The organism is Streptomyces sp. NPDC031479 (genome assembly GCF_055581065.1).
This window is the reverse complement of record NZ_JBVIKC010000035.1, coordinates 1-17,621: the sequence shown is the minus strand read 5'-3', so window position 1 is coordinate 17,621 and position 17,621 is coordinate 1. Positions and strand designations below refer to the sequence as shown.

Here is a 17,621-nt window from a genome sequence, read left to right as displayed (position 1 = left end):
TCCGGCCTGGATAGTGGACGGCGTCCGGCACGAACCTGTGCGTCATGAACGCAGCACGCAGTCAGCCGTCCATGCCGGGAGCGGTGCTCGCGGCGCTCGCCGCGGCCCAGTTCACCGTCATGCTCGCCACCTCGATCGTCAATGTGGCCCTCCCGCAGATCCGAGCCGGGGCCGGGCTCTCGGACGGCGCGACCACCTGGGTGGTCAACGCCTACGGCCTGGCGTTCGGGGCCCTGCTCCTGGCCGGCGGACGGGTCGCCGACCTCCTCGGCCGCCGCCGCGTGCTGGTCGCCGGGCTCGCGCTGTTCGCCCTGGCCTCGCTGGCCGCGGGGCTGGCCGCCTCCGCCTCCGTACTGATCACGGCCCGCGCCCTCCAGGGCCTGGGCGCCGCCGCCATCGCCCCGGCCGCGCTGGCCCTGGCCATGGCCGGGTCCCCCTCCGGCGCGCGGCGCGGCAGGGCGCTGGCCGTGTGGGGAGCCGTCTCGGGTGCGGGCGGAGCGGGCGGCGTCCTGTTGGGCGGTGTGCTCACTCAGACGGCGGGCTGGCCGTGGATCTTCCACTCGGTCGCGCTCGGATCGGCACTGGTGCTGGCCGGTGTGGTGGCGTACGTGCCGCGCGGCGCGGGCGGGACGGGCGGACGGTTCGACCTGCTGGGCACGGCCACCGTCACCCTGGCCCTGACCTGCCTGGTCTGGGGCCTGACGACGGCGCGCGGCGCGGGCTGGAGCGACCCGTTGGTCCTGGGCGTCCTCGGGGCGGCCGCCGTGCTGCTGACGGCCTTCGCCGTGATCGAGGTCCGGAGGCCGTACGCGCTGGTACCGCCGCGGCTGTTCGCCGCCGGGCGCGTCGCCGCCGGCAACCTGCTGATGGCGCTGCTGGGTTCCGTGTGGATCGCCCTCTTCTTCTTCCTGCCGCTCTACCAGCAACAGGTGCTCGGTGAGGGCCCCTTGGCCACCGGTGCCGGACAACTTCCCTTCGCCGCGGCCAACATGCTCGGGGCCGCGCTCGTCCCGCGTCTGTCGCGGCGCGTCGGCGCCCCGGCAGCTCTGACCTCGGCCCTGCTCACGGAGGCCGCCGGGCTGTTGTGGCTGTCGCGGATCAGTGCCGACGGGAGCTACCTCACCGGCGTCCTCGGCCCGAGCCTGCTGATCGGCCTGGGGCTCGGCGCCGCCTTCGTCCAGCTCACGGCGCTGGCCGTGGACGGCGTACCGCCGCGGGACGCGGGCCTGGCCGGCGGGCTGGTGAACACCACCCGGCAGGTCGGTGGTGCGATCGGCCTCGCCGCCCTGACCACACTGGCCGGCTCCGTCACCGCCCACGCGTCCCCGCACCTGCCCGTCGCGGAAGCGCTCACGGCCGGCTACCGGACGGCCTTCACGGTCTCGGCCGCGGTCCTTGCGGCCGCGGCGGCCCTCGCTCCGCTCCTCACCCGCCGCGCCCCGGCCCGTACGGCGGCCGCGCCCGACCCCCGTACCCCGGTCCACCCCGTCCACCCCGCTCGCGGCCCCCACGCCGCCCGCCCTCCCGTGTCCGGCTGAACCGCTGGATCAGCCGGCCGCACCCCGCACCACCACCCACCCCGCCCATCCACCGGTCCATCCGTCGGAAGAGGTTCCTTCCCGTCATGAACGACACCACCGCCAAGCCGTACCTGACCGGCCACTACACCCCCGTCGCCGACGAGGTCACCGCCACTGATCTCACGGTCGAGGGCTCCCTGCCGCCCGAACTGTCCGGCCGCCTGATCCGCAACGGGCACAACCCGAAGCCCGGGATCACGCCCACCCACTGGTTCAAGGGCAGCGGCATGGTCCACGGCATCCGGCTGCGCGACGGGCGCGCCGAGTGGTACCGCAACCGCTGGGTCCACACCCCCGCCCTCGACGGCGCCCCCTACATGACCGAACACGGACCCGACCTGACCGCCAGCACCGCAGGCACCCACGTCATCGAGCACGGCGGACGCCTGCTGGCCCTGTCCGAGGCCTGCCTCCCCTTCGAGCTCACGCCGGAGCTGGAGACCGTCGGCGCCCACGACTTCGGCGGCAAGCTGCGCAGCGCGATGACCGCGCACCCCAAGGAGGACCCGGCAACCGGTGAGCTCCACTTCTTCGGGTCCTCGCCGTTCCCTCCGTTCCTGACCTACTACGTCGCCGACGCCAAGGGCGAGATCACCGACAGCGCCGAGGTCCCGGGAGCCACCGCCTCCCTCAAGCACGACTTCGCCATCACCCGCCGCCACGTGGTCTTCGTCGAGGGCAACGTCACCTTCGATCCCGCCGAGCACTCCGGCATCCCCTACGCCTGGAGCGACGGGCAGCCCGCCCGGATCGCCGTGATGCCGCGCGGCGCGGACGGCGCCCGCCACGTCCGCTGGTTCTCCGTCGAACCGGGCAACATGCTGCACGTCTCCAACGCCTACGAGGACGACCAGGGCCGCGTCGTCCTGGAAGGCCCCACCGTGGACCGCGAGGGCTTCCGGCTCTCCTGGAACTGGTGGGTCGGCGCGCCCGGTCGCGGCAGCGAGCCCGCCTCCCGCTCCTACACCCGCCGCTGGGTCATCGACCTGGCCGAGGGTACGGTCGCCGAGCAGATCGTCGACGACCTGCCGGTGGAGTTCCCGACCCTCAACGAGGCCTACCTGGGAGCGGAGAACCGCTACCAGTACGCCATCTCCTTCCCGGACGACAAGGGCTTCGGCGGCTACGGCATCGTCAAGTACGACCGCACCACCGGCGCCCGCCGGGTCCGCCCGGTCGGCGATGCCCGGATGCCGGGCGAGGCCGTCTTCGTACCCGCCGCGGACGCCACGTGCGAGGACGACGGCTATCTGCTGACCGTGGTGTCCGACCTCAAGCAGGACGCCTCGCAGCTGCTGGTCCTCGACGCCTCGGGCCTGGAGCAGGTGGCCGCCGTCCACCTGCCGCGGCGGGTGCCCGCGGGGGTCCACGGTTCCTGGGTCCCCGACGGCGTCTGAGCACCTCACCCCGAGGAACCCGGGCGCGCCGGTGACCGCCCTCGTCTCCCCCGGCACCACCCGTACCACCCGAGCGGACCCGAACGGCCCCGCGAGCTGCGTGCTCGCGGGGCCGTTCGGGTCCGCCTGACGGGGCCGGTCAGAAGCCGCAGGACGCTCGCGCGTCCTGGAAGCGCTCGGGACGCCGCCGCCGGTATTCGACCAACGACTGCGCGACCGCGGCGCCTTCGCCCACGGCGGCGCCGACCCGCTTCACGGATCCGGACCGCACATCGCCCACGGCGAAGACCCCGGGCAGGCTGGTCTCCATCGGCAGCGCCTCCGGCCCGGCCCCGCCGCTGCCGGTCAGGACGTACCCGCGGTCGTCCAGCCTCAGCGTGCCGCCGAGCCACTCGGTCGAGGGGCGGCCGCCGATCAGGACGTACAGGCAGTGTGCGGAGACCGTTCGCTCGGTGCCCGCGCGCTCGCGGAGCCGGAGCCCGGTGAGGGTGGTCCCGCCGAGGCATTCGGCCACCTCGGTGCCCAGCAGGACCTTCAGGCCCGGGGTCCGCTCGATGCGCTGCACCAGGTAGCTCGACATGGAAGCGCCGATGTCGATGCCCCGGACCAGCAGGGTGACGGAGCGGGCGTAGCGCGCGAAGTAGAGGGCGGCCTGTCCGGCGGAGTTGCCCGCGCCCACCATGTACACGTCCTCCCCCACGGTCGAGGGGGCGTCGGAGAGGCACGATCCGTAGTACACGCCGGAGTTGAGGAGGCGGTCGACGCCGGGAGCCGTGAGGCGGTTCCAGTCCACACCCGTGGCGACGACCACCGCGGCCGCGGTCACCGAGGCCGTTTCGTCGGTACCGGCCTTGGTGAACTCGACGGTGTGGTCGCCCGTTTCCGTCGGGGTCACCCGGCCGGCCACCCGGGTGGGCTGCCACTCGACGCGGGCCCTGCGGGCCTGTTGCAGGGCCCGCTGGGCGAGGTCCCCACCCGTGAGGCCCACGGGGAACCCGAGGTAGTTCTCGATCCGGGAGGTCGATCCCGCCTGCCCGCCGGGCGCGTCGTCCTCGATCACGACGACGCTCATGCCCTCGGCGGCGGCATACACGGCCGCGGAGAGCCCTCCGGGGCCACCGCCGATCACCGCGACGTCGTAGTGGTCCTGCTCGGCCTGCCGGATGAGACCGAGCCGTTCGGCCAGCTCGCTGATCGGGGGGTCCGCCAGCTCGGTGCCGTCGCCGAGCCGGACGCGCACCGGGGCGTCCCGTACGTCCTCGTCGGGCAGCCAGCGGAAGATGACGCCGCTGCGACCGAGGAAGTCGCGCACCGCGTAGGCGGCGGGTGAGAAGCGGCTGCCGCGCACCTCGGCCGTCGGCAGATCGCCGCGGAAGTCGGCGTTCCAGGTGCACAGGGAGTCGTCGAGGGCGCCACGGAGGTGCTCGGCCGGGTTCTCGTCGCTCCCGGCCGGTGCGGTGCGCACGCCGGGCACGGCGTCGGGACGCCCGGTCAGCGACAGCCAGCGCACGCCGGGGTGCGCCGCAGCCGGATCGGGGGCCTCATCGGCGAGCACGGCGGCCACGGGTACCTGCCGGTCGGCCAGCGAGTTCAGCGCCCTGACCACCTCCGCCGGGCCTCCGACCTGCAGCACGCGGAACGACGTCCGGTACCAGCTTTGCACCAGCTCGGCCGTCTCGTGCCGGCGGAGCGGATCGGAGTCGGAGAGAACGATCACCGGCAGTGCGGCTTCGGCGGCCATCAAGAGGTCCTCCAGATAGGTCTTGGGAGATCGGCTTCCTCTTGCGTTCAACGAGCGGGGGCCCGATACGAATCGGCCCGGAGGCCCCGGAGCTCGGGAGACGCGACCGCGGGCCGGCGGGGCCGCAGGGGGGCATGGCGGTGCCCCCCTGCGGACTGCGGACTGCGGACTGCTCAGAGCCGGCCGAAGAACTGGTTGCCGGGGGCCGAGTGGTTCTCGCTCGTGTAGTACTCCTTCATGGCGGAGCTGATCTCGTCGCGGCTCAACTGCCCGTCCCCGTCGAGGTCCAGCCGGTCGAAGGCCTCGTCGAAGGTCTCGCGGGGCAGGCGGAACATGCCGTGGAGCAGAGAGGTGTACTCGTCACGGCTCAGCATGCCGTCGCGGTCGCGGTCGGCGAGCTCGGTCCAGGCGTTGCTCATCGTCCTGATGCGCTCCCAGATCCTGTTCCGGTCCGTGACGATCCGCGCCCGGAAGGCCGCCCGGAACTCCTGCCGGTCCACCCCTCCGTCGTCGTTCTTGTCCATCGCCTGGAAGACGGTGTCCCAGAGGTCCGCCAGCGATTCCCTCAGTCCGGCCACGGCGTCCGGGGCCAGGCCGTGTGACTCGGCGAGCCTGTCCGAGAGGCCGATGACGTCCGACTTCACGAGCCGCCCGTCCCGGTCGGAGTCGAAGACATCGAACGACCGGTCCAGCTTGATGTCCAGAACGCTCACGACACCATCCCCTTCACTTCATGCAGTCGTCTCGTGACGCTGCGTGGCGGGGCCCAGGAAACCACACGCCCCGCCCTTCCCGCAGGCGAAGAAGGGGTGACTGCGCGTTCCGGGTGACGCGGCCCGGCCTCCGCGGTGAGCTCACCCGGTGGGGTCACGCGGCGGCCGCACCCGATGGGGTCACGCGGTGAGTCCGGCCTGCAGCGCGGCCAGCCGCTGCTCGAAGGGCACCGGTGCGAAGCCGTCCGCCGGGTCCACCGACGTGACCGCCCCCGTCGACGAGCGGGGTGCGATCGCGGCGGCGGTGTCGACGTCCGGGGCGGCCCGTCCGGCGGTGGGGGCCATGAAGCGTGCGAGCTCGGCGCCCGCGCGGGAGATGCGCTGCGCCAGACCCTGCCGGCCCCAGTCCTCGGAGGCCGCGTAGACGGCGGTCGGCACGACGAGTGCGCGCAGGTGGGTGAAGAGCGGGCGCATGGCGTGTTCGGTGACCAGGGAGTGCCGGGCCGTACCGCCGGTCGCGCCGAGGAGGACCGGTTTGCCGGTGAGTGCGTCCTTGTCGATGAGGTCGAAGAACGATTTGAACAGGCCGCTGTACGAGGCCGCGAACACCGGGGTCACGGCGATCAGCCCGTCGGCGGACGCCACCGCGTCGAGCGCGGCGGCCAGTCGGGCGGGCGGGAACCCGGTGACGAGGTGCTGGGCGATCTGCGTGGCCAGGTCCCGCAGTTCGATCACCCGGGGCTCGGCGTCCACGTGCCGGAGCGTCGCGGCCGCGAGGCGGTCGGCGAGCAGGCGGGTCGAGGAGGGCGAGCTCAGCCCGGCCGATACGACGACGGTCTTCATGCCGGCGTCCCCTCCTCCGGGGTCTCCCGGGCCGCGGCCACGCGGGCCCGGTGCGTGGGCGCGTCCGGCACTCCGGCGGGACGCAGGTTCGCGAACTCCTTGCGCAGCACCGGCACGACCTCCTCGCCGAGCAGGTCGAGCTGCTCCAGGACGGTCTTCAGGGGCAGGCCCGCGTGGTCGATGAGGAACAGCTGGCGCTGGTAGTCGCCGGCGTAGTCACGGAAGGAGAGGGTCCGCTCGATGACCTGCTGCGGGGAGCCGACGGTCAGCGGGGTCTGGGAGGTGAACTCCTCCAGCGACGGGCCGTGGCCGTAGACCGGGGCGTTGTCGAAGTAGGGGCGGAACTCGCGCACCGCGTCCTGGGAGTTCCCGCGCATGAACACCTGGCCGCCGAGTCCGACGATGGCCTGTTCGGGGGTGCCGTGGCCGTAGTGGGCGTAGCGCTGCCGGTACAGCTCGATCATCTGGCGGGTGTGGGAGGGCGGCCAGAAGATGTTGTTGTGGAAGAAGCCGTCGCCGTAGTAGGCGGCCTGCTCGGCGATCTCGGGCGAGCGGATGGAGCCGTGCCAGACGAAGGGTGCGACGCCGTCCAGCGGGCGGGGCGTCGAGGTGAAGGACTGCAGCGGGGTGCGGAACTTGCCCTTCCAGGTGACGGTTTCCTCGTCCCACAGGCGGCGCAGCAGCGCGTAGTTCTCGATGGCGAGGTCGATTCCGTCGCGGATGTCCTTGCCGAACCAGGGGTAGACCGGTCCGGTGTTGCCGCGGCCCATCATCAGGTCGACGCGGCCGTCCGCGACGTGCTGGAGCATCGCGAAGTCCTCGGCGATCTTCACCGGGTCGTTCGTGGTGATCAGCGTCGTCGAGGTGGAGAGGATCAGGTTCTCGGTGCGCGCGGCGACGTAGCCGAGCATCGTGGTCGGCGAGGAGGGGACGAAGGGCGGGTTGTGGTGCTCACCGGTGGCGAAGACGTCCAGGCCGACCTCCTCGGCCTTCTGCGCGATGGCGAGCATCGCCTTGATGCGCTCGTGTTCGCCGGGTGCGCGCCCGGTCGTCGGGTCGGCCGTGACGTCACCGACGGTGAAGATCCCGAACTGCATGGCTCCCCTTCCAAAGTTGTTTACGATTCAACGATACCTGGCAACAGGGGGCGCGGCCGATCTATTCCGGGCCGGGAGGAGAAGATCCGCTCACCGCCCGGCCGGGCGCGTCGAGGCGGTGCGGCCGGTGCGCCGGTGGCCCGAAATCCGGTGGGCGGAGGGTGTGCCCGTCGGACACAATGCCCGTGATGATCTCCACCGCCGGCGAACTGCTCGCCGCCCTCGAAGACCTGCCGCACGCCGCGCGGCTCCGGTACACCGCCGTCACCGCCCACCGGCTCTCCGCCCGGGGACGACTGGGCCCCCTGCTCACCGGGCTGGACGCGCTCGGCCCGTACGAGCGCCGCCTCGCCGCGCTGGCCGCCCTGACCGCCGGGGAAGCGGAGTACCTGGCGGCCCGGCTCGCCGATCCCGACCCGGTGGTCCGCCGGTACGCGTTGCGCGGCGCGCGGCGGCTGCCCGTCCCGGACTCCGCCGTCGAGGCCGCGTACGAGGACGCGCCCGCCGTGGTCCGGGCCGGTCTCACACGGCTGCTGCGTGACGGGCGGCGGCCCCGACTGGCCGAGCGGCTGGTGCCGCGGGTGCGCGCCGAGTACGGCGACCGGGACGCGGCCCGCCTGCTGCCGGGCTGCTCTCGGGAGTTCACCGCGCGGCTGCTTCCCGAACTCGCGGGGGCGCTCGCGTACGAGGACTGGGGCGGACTCGCCGTCCGCCACCCGTGCGCGGTCCTCGACCACGCCGAACGGGAACTCGACGGTCTGCCCTCCCGGTCGCGCGACCTCTGGTGGCGGCGGCACGCCAACGCGATCGCCGCGGCCCTGCCCGCCGCACCCCAGCGGGTGCTGGACCTGCTGGAGCGGAACGGTCCGGACGGCCTTCCCGGTCCGGTGCACGACCGGCTGGGCGACCTCGTGGCGGTGGACGCCGAGCGGGTCGCCCGTTGGTTCGCCGACCCCCGCCGGGCGGTCAGGCGGTGGGAACGGACGCCCGGCCGGGCGGTCATGCGCCGGCTGGTGTCGGCGGACCCGGCGTCCCTGCCCCGGCTCGGGGCCCTGTGGTTCCACCGGGAGGCCTTCGGCCTGCTGCTGCGGTCGGTGCCACCGGCTCGGCGACCTGCCTTCGTCGACGCCGTGGTCGCCGCGGGCCGTCCCGGCGGCAACGTCAGCGCGCACGAAGGGGTGCTCGCCCGGCTGCCTGCCGCCGAACGGCACCGCCGCGCCCGCGCCTCGGTCGAGGCCCTGCGCACCGAGGGCACGACGGACTGGGCGCTCTGGCACTCCCTCGCGCTGCTGCCGCCCGCCGAGGCCCGCCCCGAGCTCCTGGCCGCCCTCAGCACGAACGACGCCGATGAGCGCGGGACGATCTGGGAACGGCTGACCGTCAACGCCGGCCTCACCGGTGATCCGGAGGAGGTCGCGGCGGTGCTGGCGCTGGCCGCCGGCCGACTGGCCAACGAGCGTGACCCCGTACGCCAGGAGGCCCTGTCCGCCTTCGACGACCTGCCGGTGCCGCTCCTCGCCGCGGCCCTCGACGCCGGCCCGGCCACGGCGTCCCCCGGGACCGTTCCGACCGCTCCGTCCTCAGGGGACCGTACCGGGGCCGACTGCCTGGAGCGGCTGTGCCGGGACGCCCTGCGCGCCCGGGACTGCTCGGCCCTGAGCCGGGAAGCGATCCGCTCCCTCGCCGTGAACCTGCTCGCCGCCGGGGACGCGCCCGGCGGCGGGGACCGCGGTGCCACCGCCCCGCGTACCGCGGTGCGCATCATCGAGACGCTGACCGCCCACACCGGTACGGTCGCACTCGGCCGCCCGGGAAGCGTGTCTCCCGGCGGCGGGACGCGCGCCCTGCTCGACGCGCTCGGCCCGTGGCTGGACCGGGCCGCCGCCCGCGGGGACTTCGCGCCCCTGCTGGCGCTGGTCACGTCCTGCGGGCATCGCGCGTACCGGATCCCGGAACTCCAGGACCGCCTCGAACAGGCCCTGCGCACCTGCCCGGACGGGGTCTTCGGCGAGGTCGCCGCGGCCTGGCTCGCCGATCCGGCGGCCCGCGGCCACCGCGTGGCCCGGCTCCTGGAGCGGGAGCCCTCGGCCGCCTTCCTTCCCCCTGTCCTCGCCGTACTCGCCGCGGAGCGGACCGACCTGCTGGACCTCGCGCTGACCGGGAGCCCCGTCCCGGGCGGCCGGTTCCCGGCGGCCGGCGCTCCCCGGCCGCTTCCCCCCTTCCGGTACGCCGACCGGTGGCTGCCCCGGCAGCAGAGGGCCGCGGTCCGGCTGGCCGCCGACGTCATCGCCGGTCCCGGACGGGGCCTCGACGAACGCGCCGCGCTGCTGCGGGCGGTGGCCCCGGTGCCGGAACACGGGCGGGCCCTGCTCCAGCGGTACACCGCCGCCGCGCCGGGGCCCGGGGGCACGGCGGCGGCCCTCACGTCGGCGGCCCTGGAGGCGGCCGCCCACACGGACGACCCGGCCTCGGCCCTCGCCGTCCTCCTCGACCACGCGGGCGACGACAGCGCCGTGGCCGCGTGGTCCGCGGCCGGCCGCGCGGCCGCCCACGCCCGGCCCAGCCGGCTCGCGGCCCTGTTCCGTGACGTCCTGACCCGCGATCGCGGGGTCAAGGTCACGGTCCGGAAGGCGGCCGCCCGGCTCGCCGCCCGCCACCTGTCCCCGGCCGCCGCGACCCGGCTCCTGTCCACGGTGGCGCGCACCCCCGGCATCCATCCGGACGTGCGCGTCACGGTCGTCGGTCTGGCCCCGGCGCTGCTGCCCGCCGAGGAGATGTGGAGCCTGCTGGACTCGGCGGTCACCGACGGGCCCGATGCCGCCCGGCGCGCCCTCACGGAACCGGACCCGACGCGGCTGTCCGCGGCCGACCGGCCCCGTTACGGGGAGCTCCTCGCCCGGCTGCCCTTCGTCGTCGGGGGGCAGGCGCCGGATCTCGCCCTGTCCGTGCTCGGCGACTGGGCGCGGTACGCGCCCGCGGCCGGCACGGCGCTGGCGGACGTCTACACCGACCTCGCCTCGCCCCTGAGGCCGTGGCGGGCGAGGTCCGCCCTGATGGGCCTGGCCCGCTCCGGACTGCCCCACCCGATCGGCGGTGTGGAGCCCGGGAGCCTCCTGGACGATGTCGTGGACCGGCTGCTGGTCCTCGTCGCGGCCGGGGAACCGGAGGGCGGTGGGCGCGAGGATGATCTGCCGGCACGCCGTCGCCTGGAATCCCTCGCCGACTCAGCGGCCGGGGACCACCGGATGTGCGCGGCCCTGGCCCGGAGGCTGGGGACCGATCCGGCGGTGACGGCCGCCCGTACCTCCCTCCTGGTACGGGCGGTCGACCTGGAGGCCGACGCCGCCGGGCTGCGGCGCTCGCTCCGTGAGCTGACGGCCGCCGTCGAGGGCCGCCCCGTTCTCGCGTTCCGGGTGGCCGGGGACCTGGAGGAAGCACACCGGTACGGGCCTCCGCTCGCCGACCCCGCCGCGGCCCTTGCCGCGGTCCGCGATCTCAGCGGCGACGGGGATCTGGCGCGGGGCCTCCTCGCGGTCGGCCTCGCCACGGCCCTCGGAGCCCGCCAGCATTGGCCGGACGCCTGCCGCGCCGCCCTCGTCGGGCTGCGCCGTCACCCGGAGCGGGAGGTCCGGGAGGCGGCGTACGCCACGGTCCTGGGCGGAAGCTGAGCCCGCACGGGGGGGCGCCGTCCCCGGGGCGCATCCTCCGGACGGACCTGGGCGGCGCGCCGGGGGCGGCCTTCCGCCACGGGTTCGGCCGGTCGGGGTGGCGGGCTGCCCGGACACGGCGCGGTGCGCCGCCCCGGGCCGCCCGGGCGGGAAGGCTCGGCCGACAGGTCCGTGCGGCTCACAGGAGGGGTGGCCCATGCCCGGTGCCCGGCCCCCTCTCGCAGCGGACGTACGCGCCTTCGTGGTCACCGCGGCGGCGGGATGCCTGGTCGGGCTGGTGGGCGGCGGCTTCCGGTGGTGCCTGGAACGGGCCGACGCGCTCCGCCGTGCGCTGCTGGGGGCCGCCGCCGGGCTCGGAGTGGCCGGGGTGCTGGTTCCGATCGCCCTGACCGCGTCGGGTGCGCTGGTCGCCCACCTCATCGCCCGGCGGGTCCCGTACGCGGCCGGCAGCGGCATCCAGCACGTGGAAGCGGTCTGGCGGGGGGAGAGCGCCACGCACTCCTGGCGGCTGCTGCCCGCGAAGTTCGCCGGTGGCCTCGTCGCGATCGGCTCCGGCCTGGTCCTGGGACGGGAGGGCCCGACCGTCCACATGGGCGCCGCCATCGGGGTCCTGGCCGGCCGACACGGCAGGCTCGGGCCCGAGGACGCCCGGCTGCTGCACACCGCGCTCGGCGGGGCGGGCCTGGCCGCCGCGTTCTCGGCCCCGCTCAGCGGGCTCCTGTTCGTCTGCGAGGAGGTGACCCGATCGTTCCGGCCCCGTCTGGTGCTGTTGACGCTGCTCGGCACCGTCGCGGCCGTGGCCTGTGCCGAGCTGATCGTGGGCGGTGCCCGCGTCTTCCCGCTGCCGGACCTCCCGGCCCCGCCGCTGTGGACGCTGCCGGCGTTCCTGCTGTTCGGCGCGGCCGCCGGGGCCCTCGGCGCCGCGTACGCCCACCTGGTCGTGGGAACGCTTGAGCTGTGCGACCGGATGACGCGGGTACCGGTGCCGGTGCGCGCCGCCGCGATCGGCGCCGTGGTCGGCGCGCTGATGGCCGTGGACCCGCTGCTGGCCGGTGGCGGCGACCCGCTGACGGAGCGCCTGCTGACCGCGGCGGGCCCGGGCGTGACGGCCCTGACGGCCTACCTCGCCGTCCGGTTCGTCGCGGGCCCGCTGAGCTACGCGGCCGCGACCCCCGGCGGACTCTTCGCCCCGCTCCTCGCCCTCGGCGCCCTGTGGGGAACGCTGGTCCACGCGCTCGCCGCGCCCGTGCTGCCCCCGCACGCGCCGGGGCCGGCCGCGTTCGCCGTGGTGGGCATGGCCGCCCTGTTCACCGGAGTCGTCCGCGCACCGGTCACCGGCATCGTCCTGGCCGCGGAGATGACGGGCGCGGTCTCTCTGTGGCTCCCGCTGCTCGTCGCGTGCTTCGCGGCGACGGTCACCGCCGACCACCTGGAGAGCGAGCCGATCTACGACAGCCTCCGCCGCAGGATGCTGCAACGCCCCTGACGGTGCGCCGCCGGCCGCCGCCCTCCGGACCGGCGGTCCGAGGCGCTCAGCGAAGGTTCACCCGGCCCGCCCCGCACCCGTCGCCTCCGACGCCATTTCCTGCAGCCTGGCCCGCGTCGTCGTCGAGTTCACGGGGAGCACACGGGTGATCGTGCGGTCCAGCCACGCCGTGTCCGCGAGGCGGTGGAGCTCGCCCTCGTCGACCAGATGGGACAGGAGGGCTTGGAGGAAGGCCAGTTCCCCGATGGGGTACCACCACGGATGACGGTCGAAGAAGACCAAGCGGTCCTCGTACGGGTGCCGAACAGTCATGTGCAGATAGCCGCCCCGACGTCCCCGCAAAGGGCCCGGCAGCCCGGCGAACATGCCGAGCAGGCCGACCGTTGATCCGGCCTTGCCCGGGAGCCTCGCTCCGATGGTGACGCCCATGCCCATCATGATCCTCGACCAGGGGATCGACTCCGTCGAGGAGTCCCGCGCGTGGGCGCGCATACCGTCCTCACCGAACTCCACCCAGGCGCCGCCACCCGCCCGCCCGGGATCGCCCAGCAGCCAACGGCCCTCCACCCGTACCAAGGGACCCAGGGATAGAATCGTGTCAGTCATGGCTCGATTTGATCAGACGCACGGGTGACACCCGTTCGATTTCGGCCACTTGCCCGTCGGCCAGGACGGCGCGCTGCCGGCCCCGTCCGCCCGGCAGCCGCTCGTGGCGGCCCGGAGACCCCGACGCCCTTGCCGCCGCCGAGCCGCACCCCGAGGGAGGAAGGCCGTGAACGGTCCGCACGGGCAGGCCCCGCGGTGGCGCACCGCCCCCGACGGCGGGCGACCCGAGGGCGCCGCGTGCGCCCACCTCGACCAGGCCCTGCTGCCCACCGATCTCGCCACGGAGCGTGGCTGCGCCGCCTGTCTGGTGCTCGGAACACCCTGGCACCGGCTGCTGCGCTGCCTGACCTGCGGAGAGGTGGGCTGCTGCGACAGTTCACCCGGCCGCCACGCCCACGCGCACGCGGAGTCTTCGTCCCACCCGATCGCCGAGTCCTACGGGAGCGGGGAGAACTGGGCCTGGTGCTACCGCGACCACCTCTTCCTCGTCCCGGCGTCACCACCCGGCGGCGAGCAGGTGCATCCACGGGGCCGGCCCCGGGCGAAGCAAGGGGACAGAGGCGATCGCCGTGACCAGGACCCGCCGTAGCGGACCCGTGCCCCTCCGCCCTGACCCGGCCGGTGTGCGCCGCCCGGGGGGAGGCGGCCGGTGTGCCCCGGGAGCAGGGCCTCCCACGCGTCGTAGCGTCTCCCCGTGAAGGGGGTCGAGAGGTCGAAGAGAGGGTGACCGCGCATGGGGCGAGACGGACAGGACCGTGGCGGCGGGAACGGCCGCGGCAAGCACGTGATCGTGGTCGGCGCGGGCGCGGCGGGACTCGCGTGCAGCGCCGACCTGCTCGCCTCGGGCGTCGGCGTCAGCCTGTTGGAAGCGGCCGAAGCGGTCGGCGGGCGCATGCGCACGGACCGTGTCTCCGGCTTCGTCCTCGACCGCGGCTTCCAGGTGTTCAACACGTCCTACCCCCAGGTCAAACGGCGCATCGCCCTCAGGCCGCTGCGCCTGCGACCCTTCACCCCGGGCGTGCTCGTCCACACCGGTGGTGGGCGCCTGCGCCGGTTCACCGACCCCACCCGGCGACCCGGTGAAAGCCGCGACCTGCTCCCGGGCCGGCTGGCCTCGGCCCGCGACCTGACCGCGCTCGGTGTCCTGACGGCGCGCGACGCGCTCCTTGCGCCCCGCCGGCTGCGGGCGCGCCCCGAGCGGACCACCCTGACCGCCCTGGCCGATGCGGGATTCTCCGCCGACCTGGTCGAATCCTTCTTCCGGCCCTTCCTTGCCGGTGTGTTCCTGGAGGACGACCTGGAGACCTCCTCCCGGTTCCTCCACTTCGTGTGGCGCAGCATGCTCCGGGGCACCCTGTGTCTGCCGGCCGACGGCATCGGCGCCGTGCCCGCCCAGCTCGCCGACGGCCTCCCCGCCGGCGTGCTGAGCCTCGGGACCCCGGTAGCCCGCCTCGCCGAGGACGGCGTGGTCCTGGCCGACGGCGCGCGACTCCGGGCCGACGCGGTCGTCGTCGCCACCGGCCAGTCGGCGGCGGCCGGGCTGCTGCCCGGACTCACCGTCCCCGCCGGACGCACCGTCACCACCCTCTACCACGCCGCCGCCCGCTCTCCCCTGCACGAGCCCACCCTGCTCGTCGACACCCGGCGCCGGTTCCTCAACACCTGTGTGCTCAGCGAGGTCCACTCCGGCTACGCCCCCGACGGCCGGGCCCTGATCTCCACCTCCGTCCTCGGCGCTCCCGGCTCCGCGGAGGAGGCGGTGGTCCGGGCCGCGCTGGCGGAGGCGTACGACACCGACACCGGTGCCTGGGAGTTGGTGCACCGCTGCACCGTCCGGGACGCGCTGCCCGCCATGCCCCCGCCGCTGCCGCTCACCCGGACGACCCGCTTCGGCCCCGGCCGGTACGTCTGCGGCGACCACCGGGCGACCGGTTCCCTCCAGGGCGCACTGGCCTCCGGAGCCCGAGCCGCGCGCGAGGTGCTGGCCGACCTCGGTGCCACCAGGAGGCCACGGCGGATCCCGGCCCGGAGGCCCCGGCCGTGACCGGCGACTGGTGATCAAGGTTTGAGTGTCAATGCCGGACATGACAAAGGCGCCGCGCAGAGCGTGCGCCGCATGTGGGACGCCATCCCGGAGCGTGCCGACGGCCGCCGCCCGGTCGCGCTGATCCTCGGGCACTCCGCCGGCTACGGCCTCGCCACCCTGCTGACCGGACTGCGCCGGCACGGCATCCGCGGAATCGGCGTCGCCTTCGAGGCGCCCGACAACGGTCGCCGTACCGCGACCGCCGGCTGGTACCGCACCGCGGCCGTCGCCGAACTCGCCGCAGACGGTGGGCACGACATCCGGTTCGTGAACACCGACGCCTTCTCCGCCGAGGCCAAGTCCCGGGTCTGCGACCTTCTTGAGGAGCACTACGGGCCGGTCGACCACCTCGTCTACAGTCTCGCGGCCCCCCGGCGCACCGACCCGGTCACCGGCATCGTCCACCACTCCGTGATCAAACCGCTCGGCGCCGCGTACGAGGCACCCGCGCTGGACTTCTCCGGCGCTGCACCGCGGGTCGTACGGGCTCGGATCGAACCCGGCACGGACGAGGAGACCCGTGCGACCGAAGCCGTGATGGGCGGCGACGACTGGAGCCTGTGGATCGGCGCGCTGGCCGCCCGCGGCCTGCTCGCCGAGAAGGTCACCACCGTCGCCCTCACCTACGTCGGCTCCGAGGTCACCGCTCCCGTGTACCGGCAGGGCACCATCGGCGCGGCCAAGGAGCACCTGGAGCGGACCGCCCGCGACCTCAACTCCTCCAGCCCGCTCAAGGAGAAGGACGGCCGCGCCTTCACCGTCGTGGCCGGGGCCGCGGTCACCCAGGCCTCCAGCGCCATCCCCTCCATCGCCCTGTACACCGCCTTCCTGCGTACCGTCCTCGGTGAGGACGGCTTCCGCACCACCGCCGAGCAGGCCGCCGACCTGTGGGACCAGCTCGAAGGCCACACCCCGCTCGTCCTGGACGGGCAGGGCCGGATCCGCCTCGACGGCTGGGAGCTCGACGACCGGGTGCAGGAGCGCGTCCGCGCGCTCTGGGCCGACCCCGAACGGGGCCTCGGAGAGTCCCGGCCCGGGGCCGACTGGTTCATGGACCGGGTCCGGGAGTTGTACGGCTGGGGCATCGACGGCGTGGCCTGTGACCGGCCGGTCGAGACCGACGTGCCCTGGCCCGGCCGGTAGCGCCGCGGGGCGGCCGGGCGGGCCGGGGAGCCACGGCCGATTGTCAGTGGCGGGTGCGAGGGTGAGGACATCGAAACGCGATCAGGGGGAGCGGACATGTCCGGAAACCAGAACTACATCAATCACGTTGCTCTCGTTCTGGATGCCAGTTCGTCCATGTCACACATGCGCGGCAAGGTCATCGAGGTGGCGGACCAGCAGATCGCCTACCTGGCCCGCCGGTCGCAGGAACTGGACCAGGAAACCCGTGTCACGGTGTACGTGTTCGCCGACACCGTGCAGTGCGTCATCTACGACAAGGACGTGCTGCGGATGCCGTCCCTGAAGCAGCTGTACCGGGTCGGGGGAATGACGGCCCTGCTGGCGGCCGCCCTGAAGTCGCAGCGCGAGCTGGCGCAGACGGCTCAGCTGTACGGCGACCACAGCTTCCTGACGTTCGTGCTGACCGATGGTCAGGAGAACGCGAGCCACCGCTGCCAGGACGCGCCCGGCAGCGATCCGCGCGCACTGGTCCAGGCCGTGGCCGAGATGATCGCGAAGCAGGAGGACAACTGGACCCTGGCCGTCCTGGTGCCCGACCAGATGGGCAAGCGGGAGGCCATGCAGTACGGCTTCCCGAAGGAGAACATCGCCATCTGGGACGCCACCAGCACGCAGGGCCTGGAGGAGGCCGGGCAGGTCATCCGGGAGGCCACCGAGAAGTTCATGGTGGGCCGTACGAAGGGCATCCGGGGATCGCGCGCCGTGTTCTCCATGGGCGCGGAGGCCGTCAACAAGGACACCATCAAGGCGGCCGGACTCACCCCGGTGGACCCGGGTCAGTACCAGCTGCTCCCGGTGGACCGTGACGCGGCGATCCGGGAGTGGGTCATCGAGTCCGGACACGCGTACCGCACCGGCGGCGCCTTCTACCAGCTCAGCAAGTCGGAGAAGATCCAGGCGCGGAAGCAGATCGCGGTGCTGGAGAAGAAGACCGACCGGGTCTACGCCGGGCCGGAGGCCCGCGCCCTGCTGGGCCTGCCCGGCACGGAAGTCCGCGTCAAGCCGGACCACAACGACGAGTTCACGATCTTCGTACAGAGCACCAGCGTGAACCGGAAGCTCGTCCCGCAGACCCGCCTCCTGCTCATGGGCTGACCGGCACCTGCGTCTGCGACGAGAGTGGCCGCGGGCATGCGAAAACGCCCGGCGGGGTGGTCCCTGCCGGGCGTTTTCGGATGTCCGCGGTCCGCTGTCCGCCGGCCACCGGTGGTTTAGTACC

General features: G+C 74.2%; 13 protein-coding genes. 8 read left to right on the top strand and 5 right to left on the bottom strand.

Annotated features, from left to right (window positions below):
- Positions 1–44 precede the first annotated feature (44 nt).
- Together ACZ5D2_RS29695 and ACZ5D2_RS29690 are read left to right on the top strand one after the other, a co-directional pair.
- Positions 45–1,538, top strand: coding sequence for an MFS transporter (locus ACZ5D2_RS29695; RefSeq protein WP_371680709.1), 1,494 nt, complete (start codon positions 45–47; stop codon positions 1,536–1,538).
- A gap of 86 nt (positions 1,539–1,624) precedes the next feature.
- Positions 1,625–2,977, top strand: a complete 1,353-nt coding sequence (locus tag ACZ5D2_RS29690; RefSeq protein ID WP_371680708.1) for a carotenoid oxygenase family protein — start codon at positions 1,625–1,627, stop codon at positions 2,975–2,977.
- A gap of 139 nt (positions 2,978–3,116) precedes the next feature.
- On the opposite strand, the gene ACZ5D2_RS29685 is transcribed toward ACZ5D2_RS29690, so the two are convergent.
- The 4 genes from ACZ5D2_RS29685 to ACZ5D2_RS29670 form a co-directional block, all read right to left on the bottom strand.
- Positions 3,117–4,718, bottom strand: a complete 1,602-nt coding sequence (locus tag ACZ5D2_RS29685; protein ID WP_468933532.1) for an NAD(P)/FAD-dependent oxidoreductase — start codon at positions 4,716–4,718, stop codon at positions 3,117–3,119.
- A gap of 173 nt (positions 4,719–4,891) precedes the next feature.
- Complete coding sequence (locus tag ACZ5D2_RS29680; RefSeq protein ID WP_371680706.1) at positions 4,892–5,431, bottom strand: EF-hand domain-containing protein; 540 nt, start codon at positions 5,429–5,431, stop codon at positions 4,892–4,894.
- A gap of 180 nt (positions 5,432–5,611) precedes the next feature.
- Positions 5,612–6,274 (bottom strand): CE1759 family FMN reductase, encoded by a 663-nt coding sequence (locus ACZ5D2_RS29675; protein WP_468933529.1) that lies wholly within the window; start codon positions 6,272–6,274, stop codon positions 5,612–5,614.
- Positions 6,271–7,371, bottom strand: a complete 1,101-nt coding sequence (locus tag ACZ5D2_RS29670) for an LLM class flavin-dependent oxidoreductase (protein WP_468933526.1) — start codon at positions 7,369–7,371, stop codon at positions 6,271–6,273. Before ACZ5D2_RS29670 ends, ACZ5D2_RS29675 begins: the two co-directional genes overlap by 4 nt.
- A 188-nt stretch (positions 7,372–7,559) precedes the next feature.
- On the opposite strand from ACZ5D2_RS29670, the gene ACZ5D2_RS29665 reads away from it, so the two are divergent.
- Positions 7,560–11,039: a hypothetical protein gene (locus tag ACZ5D2_RS29665; protein WP_468933523.1), complete on the top strand. Its 3,480-nt coding sequence runs from the start codon at positions 7,560–7,562 to the stop codon at positions 11,037–11,039.
- Positions 11,040–11,235: 196 nt separating this feature from the next.
- Positions 11,236–12,525 carry a chloride channel protein gene (locus tag ACZ5D2_RS29660; RefSeq protein WP_468933521.1) on the top strand — a complete coding sequence of 430 codons (1,290 nt, stop codon included), beginning with the start codon at positions 11,236–11,238 and terminating at the stop codon, positions 12,523–12,525.
- Positions 12,526–12,582: 57 nt separating this feature from the next.
- Here the strand turns inward: ACZ5D2_RS29660 and ACZ5D2_RS29655 are convergent, their stop codons facing one another.
- Positions 12,583–13,131: a hypothetical protein gene (locus tag ACZ5D2_RS29655; RefSeq protein WP_371680701.1), complete on the bottom strand. Its 549-nt coding sequence runs from the start codon at positions 13,129–13,131 to the stop codon at positions 12,583–12,585.
- A 166-nt stretch (positions 13,132–13,297) separates the two neighbouring features.
- Between ACZ5D2_RS29655 and ACZ5D2_RS29650 the strand changes: the two genes are divergently transcribed.
- From ACZ5D2_RS29650 to ACZ5D2_RS29635, 4 genes are all read left to right on the top strand, one after another.
- On the top strand, positions 13,298–13,720 hold the full coding sequence (locus ACZ5D2_RS29650) for a UBP-type zinc finger domain-containing protein (RefSeq protein WP_371680700.1): 423 nt from the start codon (positions 13,298–13,300) through the stop codon (positions 13,718–13,720).
- A gap of 144 nt (positions 13,721–13,864) precedes the next feature.
- On the top strand, positions 13,865–15,175 hold the full coding sequence (locus ACZ5D2_RS29645) for an NAD(P)/FAD-dependent oxidoreductase (protein WP_468933517.1): 1,311 nt from the start codon (positions 13,865–13,867) through the stop codon (positions 15,173–15,175).
- A gap of 21 nt (positions 15,176–15,196) precedes the next feature.
- Positions 15,197–16,360 carry an enoyl-[acyl-carrier-protein] reductase FabV gene (locus ACZ5D2_RS29640; RefSeq protein WP_468933514.1) on the top strand — a complete coding sequence of 388 codons (1,164 nt, stop codon included), beginning with the start codon at positions 15,197–15,199 and terminating at the stop codon, positions 16,358–16,360.
- 96 nt (positions 16,361–16,456) lie between these two features.
- Entirely contained in the window at positions 16,457–17,497 is a 1,041-nt protein-coding gene (locus ACZ5D2_RS29635) for a vWA domain-containing protein (RefSeq protein WP_371680697.1), read from the top strand.
- The last annotated feature ends 124 nt before the right edge of the window (positions 17,498–17,621 follow it).

Bases quoted from the DNA above. Each gene is read 5' to 3' on its own strand.
- ACZ5D2_RS29685 (WP_468933532.1), bottom strand. From the start codon at position 4,718: ATGGCCGCCGAAGCCGCACTGCCGGTGATCGTTCTCTCCGACTCCGAT.
- ACZ5D2_RS29655 (WP_371680701.1), bottom strand. From the start codon at position 13,131: ATGACTGACACGATTCTATCCCTGGGTCCCTTGGTACGGGTGGAGGGC.
- ACZ5D2_RS29660 (WP_468933521.1), top strand. From the start codon at position 11,236: ATGCCCGGTGCCCGGCCCCCTCTCGCAGCGGACGTACGCGCCTTCGTG.
- ACZ5D2_RS29695 (WP_371680709.1), top strand. From the start codon at position 45: ATGAACGCAGCACGCAGTCAGCCGTCCATGCCGGGAGCGGTGCTCGCG.
- ACZ5D2_RS29645 (WP_468933517.1), top strand. From the start codon at position 13,865: ATGGGGCGAGACGGACAGGACCGTGGCGGCGGGAACGGCCGCGGCAAG.
- ACZ5D2_RS29665 (WP_468933523.1), top strand. From the start codon at position 7,560: ATGATCTCCACCGCCGGCGAACTGCTCGCCGCCCTCGAAGACCTGCCG.
- ACZ5D2_RS29690 (WP_371680708.1), top strand. From the start codon at position 1,625: ATGAACGACACCACCGCCAAGCCGTACCTGACCGGCCACTACACCCCC.
- ACZ5D2_RS29635 (WP_371680697.1), top strand. From the start codon at position 16,457: ATGTCCGGAAACCAGAACTACATCAATCACGTTGCTCTCGTTCTGGAT.
- ACZ5D2_RS29670 (WP_468933526.1), bottom strand. From the start codon at position 7,371: ATGCAGTTCGGGATCTTCACCGTCGGTGACGTCACGGCCGACCCGACG.
- ACZ5D2_RS29675 (WP_468933529.1), bottom strand. From the start codon at position 6,274: ATGAAGACCGTCGTCGTATCGGCCGGGCTGAGCTCGCCCTCCTCGACC.